General features: G+C 68.4%; 6 protein-coding genes. 2 read left to right on the top strand and 4 right to left on the bottom strand.

Features of this window, described 5'->3' with window-relative positions; translation table 11 throughout:
• Positions 1-114 precede the first annotated feature (114 nt).
• The 4 genes from dapF to miaA all read right to left on the bottom strand — a co-directional run bounded on the left by dapF (position 115) and on the right by miaA (position 3,546).
• Positions 115-966, bottom strand: coding sequence for a diaminopimelate epimerase (gene dapF / locus ACRDPS_RS22825; protein WP_431503958.1), 852 nt, complete (start codon positions 964-966; stop codon positions 115-117).
• Positions 966-1,595: an MSMEG_1061 family FMN-dependent PPOX-type flavoprotein gene (locus tag ACRDPS_RS22820; RefSeq protein WP_431503957.1), complete on the bottom strand. Its 630-nt coding sequence runs from the start codon at positions 1,593-1,595 to the stop codon at positions 966-968. Before ACRDPS_RS22820 ends, dapF begins: the two co-directional genes overlap by 1 nt.
• 42 nt (positions 1,596-1,637) lie before the next feature.
• Positions 1,638-2,585: a helix-turn-helix transcriptional regulator gene (locus tag ACRDPS_RS22815; RefSeq protein ID WP_431503956.1), complete on the bottom strand. Its 948-nt coding sequence runs from the start codon at positions 2,583-2,585 to the stop codon at positions 1,638-1,640.
• A gap of 61 nt (positions 2,586-2,646) precedes the next feature.
• Positions 2,647-3,546, bottom strand: coding sequence for a tRNA (adenosine(37)-N6)-dimethylallyltransferase MiaA (gene miaA / locus ACRDPS_RS22810; protein ID WP_431503955.1), 900 nt, complete (start codon positions 3,544-3,546; stop codon positions 2,647-2,649).
• Between the two features lie 152 nt (positions 3,547-3,698).
• On the opposite strand from miaA, the gene ACRDPS_RS22805 reads away from it, so the two are divergent.
• Both ACRDPS_RS22805 and ACRDPS_RS22800 read left to right on the top strand, forming a co-directional pair.
• On the top strand, positions 3,699-3,902 hold the full coding sequence (locus ACRDPS_RS22805; protein WP_431503954.1) for an antitoxin: 204 nt from the start codon (positions 3,699-3,701) through the stop codon (positions 3,900-3,902).
• Positions 3,903-4,171: 269 nt separating this feature from the next.
• Positions 4,172-4,487: hypothetical protein (locus ACRDPS_RS22800; protein WP_431503953.1), on the top strand; the 316-nt coding region annotated here is incomplete at its 3' end.

Raw genomic sequence — 4,487 nt, 5'->3', positions numbered from 1 at the left:
GTCACTGGCTGCCTTCTCGGCCTGCAGAACTGACGCCTCGGCCTGCAAAGGTGACGCCTCGGCCTGCAGGGGTGACTTCTCGGCCTGCAGGGGTGACGCCTCGGCGGGGAGGGATCAGAGGGAGGTGGTGCCGTCGGCGACCAGGGCGGCGGGGCCGGCGAGGAGGATGCGGTCGTCGGACGTCCAGGTGACCTGGAGGATGCCGCCGGGTACGTCGACGCGGTACGTCACATCAGCATCGCGCGCGACCGCGAGACCGTCGGCCTCGGCGGCCGCGACCATCACCGCGCAGGCGCCGGTGCCGCAGGAGCGGGTCTCACCGGCGCCGCGCTCGAAGACCCGCATGGCGACATGACGCTCGGCGACGCGTTCGAAGAACTCGACGTTGACCCCATGGGGATAGACCGCCTCGTCGAAGACCGGGGCGTCGTAGAGGTCACCGACGGGGCCGTGCGGGTCGATGGACTCGACCTCGGCGGCTGCGTGCGGGTTGCCCATGTCGACGTTGCAGGCAGACCAGAAGTGGTGCGCGACGCTGACCTGCGTAGCCCCGAGCAGCTTCGGGGAGCCGAGATCGGCGGTCCAGATCTCATCGGTGGAACGCAACGTCTTGTCACCGGCGCGCGTGGCGAAGGTGACCTCGTCACCGGCGAGCCCGGCCGAGCGCAGATACTCGGCGAAGACGCGGGTGCCGTTGCCGCACATCTCGGCAAGCGTCCCGTCGGCGTTGCGGTAGTCCATGAACCACTCGGCGTCGCTCACCGGACGATCGGCACCCGCATACGCGGCAGTGCGGATCACCCGCAGGACCCCATCGCCGCCGATGCCCGCCCGGCGGTCGCACAGCGCCTGGACCCGCTCGGCCATCTCCTGATCCGAGAGCGCGCCGTGCACCGACCCGTCCAGATCCGGTAGCAGCACGAAGTCGTTCTCCGTGCCGTGGCCCTTCAGATAGGCGTACGTCATCAGTAGAGGTGCTTCGAGTAGGTGTCGGTGCGGTAGTAGTCCTCCATCTCGGCCAGCGTGCGCGGGTCGTTCTCGACCTGCTTGGCGATGACGGCACGCTTGGGGAGGTGGTCGGGGTCCCAGGTCTCCGGGTCCCACAGCCCCGAGCGCAGGAACGCCTTGGCACAGTGGAAGAAGATGTCGTCGATCTCGACGACCAGGGCGAGGATCGGCCGCTTGCCCTTCACGACCATCTCGTCGAAGAACGGCGCGTCCGAGACCAGGCGTGCTCGGCCGTTGATCCGCAGCGTGTCGCCGCGGCCGGGGATCAGGAAGTTGAGCCCGACGTGCGGGTTGGCGAGGACGTTGCGATAGCCGTCGACCCGCTTGTTGCCCGGCCGCTCGGCGATGGCGATCGTGGTGTCGTCGATGACGTGCACCAGCGACCCCGCCGGGTCTCCCTTCGGGGAGGCATCGCAGTTGCCGAAGGGGTCCGCGGTCGCGAGCACGCAGAACGGCGTCGCCGCGAGCCACTCCCGGTCGATATCGGCGAGCGCCCGGCGCCCTTTGGCCACGGCCCGCTCGTTCGGGACGCCGACCAGGTCGACGAGCTCCTCGAGCGTGCTGATCTCAGTCCAGGTAGGGGTCACGACCCAAGGGTACGAGGCGCCGGCTCACGCCGCCGAATCAATTCAGGCCGACGGCACCTCGCCCCGACGACCACGCAGCCACTCGATCGGGTCGCCCCTGTCCACCTCGACACCGGCCATCCGGAGCATCATTCGCGCCAGCAGGCGACGATGGGCTGCGTACGTCAGGACGTGGGCGATCACCGACCCGATCTGGAAGCTCTCGGGTGGCTCGCACAGGGCGTCGATGAGCCGGTCCTCCCAGGCTCCACGGCGCTCGATGTCGCGTACGACGGCGAGCCACCGGGCGCCCACGGCCTCGTGCCGCTCGGCAAGCGTCGCCACATCGTCCGAGCGGTTCCGGACCGGCATCGAGAGCCCCTCGATGGAGGCGACCCAGCACTCCTTGGACCACACGGTGGCCTCCAGGACCTGACCGATGGACTCCTCCGGTCCGTCCCACTCCAGCACCACGTGCCCCGGCAGGCGCACCCCGGCGACCACCTCCGCGGGCAGCCCTTTGGCGAGGCCGAGCAGCGCCGTGGTGTCGTCGAGATCGTGCATCACGAGCTGCTCGGTCAGCGGGGAGAGCACCTGCTCCTGGGAGTCGACCCAGAGCGACTCGGGTGGATGGAAGTGGATCCCGTTCGGCGCCGGCAGCCAGTGGCTGACGGCCGCCGTGCTCGGCGGATGCCCGAAGGCCTTGGTGTAGGCCCGCGAGAACCCCTCCACCGACTCATACCCGGCGGCCCAGGCAGCGTCGGTCACCGTGCCACCGCGCTGCAGCTGCCAGGCGGCGCGCTCCAACATCACCCGCCGCCGCATCGCCACCGGCGGCTCCCCGGCGCCTCGAGAGAGCAGCCGGTTGAAGTGGAAGGGTGAGGTGAACGCATCCCCCGCCATCTGCGTCAGCGTGCGCGGCACCCCGTCGTCTGCGCCCTCGAGCACGGCGTCGAGCAGCTCGCGCAGTCGGTCGCGGCCGCTCCCGCTCGTCTCTCCAGGCTCGCTCACGTCACCATTCTGACCCAGAACAGGACGTACGAACCCAACCGATCTTGCTCAGCCGACCTGCTCAGCCGGCGATCGCCCGCACCGCCTCGATAGCCTTCGAGACACGAGACGGGTCATCATATGAGACCCAAACGACGCGTGAATCCTTGCGGAACCAAGCATCCTGGCGCCGAGCGAACTGCCGGGTCTTGATTGCCGTCCGCTCCACGGCGTCCGGGAGGGTCATGGAGCCGGACAGATACGCGGCGACCTCCTTGTAGCCGATGGCCGCGGCCGCCGTCCGCGATGTCGCCAGACCGGCCTCCAGGAGCCGGGCCACCTCATCGACGAACCCGGCCTCGAACATCTCCGTGACCCGCTGCCGGATGCGTACGTCCAGGGTCTCGCGGTCGATGTCGACCCCGATCTGGATGGACGCCGGGTCGTGGTAGACCTGCTCGGGCAGGGTGGCGCTGAACGGCCTGCCGGTCAGCTCGATGACCTCCAGAGCGCGTACGACGCGGCGACCGTTGACGACCTCGATCCGCTCCGCGGCGACCGGATCCAGCTCCCGCAGCCGATCGTGAAGTCCCTTCTCACCTGCGGTTTCGAGTTCGCCCTCCAGACGCGAGCGGACCTGCGGCGAGGTGCCCGGGAACTCGAACCGATCCAGGATCGCCCGCGTGTAGAGGGCGCTGCCACCGACCAGCACCGGCACCCTGTCGGCATCTCGAAGGGTCGCGATCACCCCACGGGCCAGCCTCTGGAACTCGGCGACCGAGGCCGGTTCGGTGACCTCGAGGAGGTCCAGCAGGTGGTGAGGTATCCCCCTCCGTTCAGCGACCGGCAGCTTCGCCGTCCCGATGTCCATGCCGCGATAGACCTGCATCGCGTCGGTGTTGATGACCTCACCACCGAGGGCCTCGGCGAGCTCCAGCGAGAGCGACGTCTTCCCTGCCGCGGTGGCGCCGACGACAGCCACGATCGGGGCGCCCGGCAGAGGCGAAGAGCCCAGTTCGGATGGCCCAGACGACCCATCCGACTCGCGTGTCCCCCTGTTGCTCTCGTACGTCATGTGGTTAGTGTGGCCGCAAGTTGGCTCAAACGGGGAGCCACCGATCCAGAGGGGGAAGTATGAGCTTCTTGGACAAGGCAAAGGACCTCGCAAGCCAGGCCGTCGACAAGGTCGGCGCCGACAAGGTCGGCGAGGGTCTGGACAAGGCCGGCGAGGTCGCCGACGAGAAGACCGGCGGCAAGTTCAGCGACAAGATCGACCAAGGTGTCGAGGCTGCCAAGGACCAGACGGACCAGATGGACGGCAACAACGGCAACAACTGAGTCCAGCGACTCCAGCTCGAATGCGAGGCGGGGAGCAACCCACACCGGGTTGTTCCCCGCCTCGCATTTCGGCGTCGTTACACCAAGAAGACATTTTACCTACCGTTTATCGAAACACTGTTACGGACCTGTTGCCATGAGTGCCGCTACATGGAACGGTCTAGAGCGTTCCATTGTCGTGCCCCACCGAAGGGGCCGCCGGGGGGAGGAACATGCAGCGCATGTTCTAGATCCGGTCCAAGCACAACTACTCGGAAGCGTGGACGAACATGTCTGAGAACTACGGCAACAGCGACGAGCAGCAGAACTACGGCCAGGAGGGTGGCCAGAGCGAGGGCGGCTTCGAGGGCCAGAGCGGCCAGTCCGAGGGCGGCTTCGGCGGCGAGCAGCAGCAGTCCGAGGGCGGCCAGAGCGACGGCGGCTTCGGTGGCGGTGAGCAGTCCAGCGAGGGCGGCTCGTCCTACGGCTCCGAGGGCCAGAGCGAGGGTGGCCAGTCCGAGGGCGGCTTCGGCGGCGGCGAGCAGCAGTCCGAGGGTTCGTCCTTCGGCTCCAAGGGCGGCCAGTCCGAGGGCCAGTCCGAGGGCG

Origin of the sequence: Nocardioides sp. (assembly GCF_050699375.1) — a bacterium.
Lineage (GTDB): Bacteria > Actinomycetota > Actinomycetes > Propionibacteriales > Nocardioidaceae > Nocardioides.
Note: the sequence above shows the minus strand (reverse complement) of the source record. Positions and strands in the feature narration are given on the sequence as shown.

Excerpts from the sequence above, each read along its gene's own strand:
- dapF (WP_431503958.1), bottom strand. The coding sequence starts at position 966 with ATGACGTACGCCTATCTGAAGGGCCACGGCACGGAGAACGACTTCGTG.
- ACRDPS_RS22805 (WP_431503954.1), top strand. The coding sequence starts at position 3,699 with ATGAGCTTCTTGGACAAGGCAAAGGACCTCGCAAGCCAGGCCGTCGAC.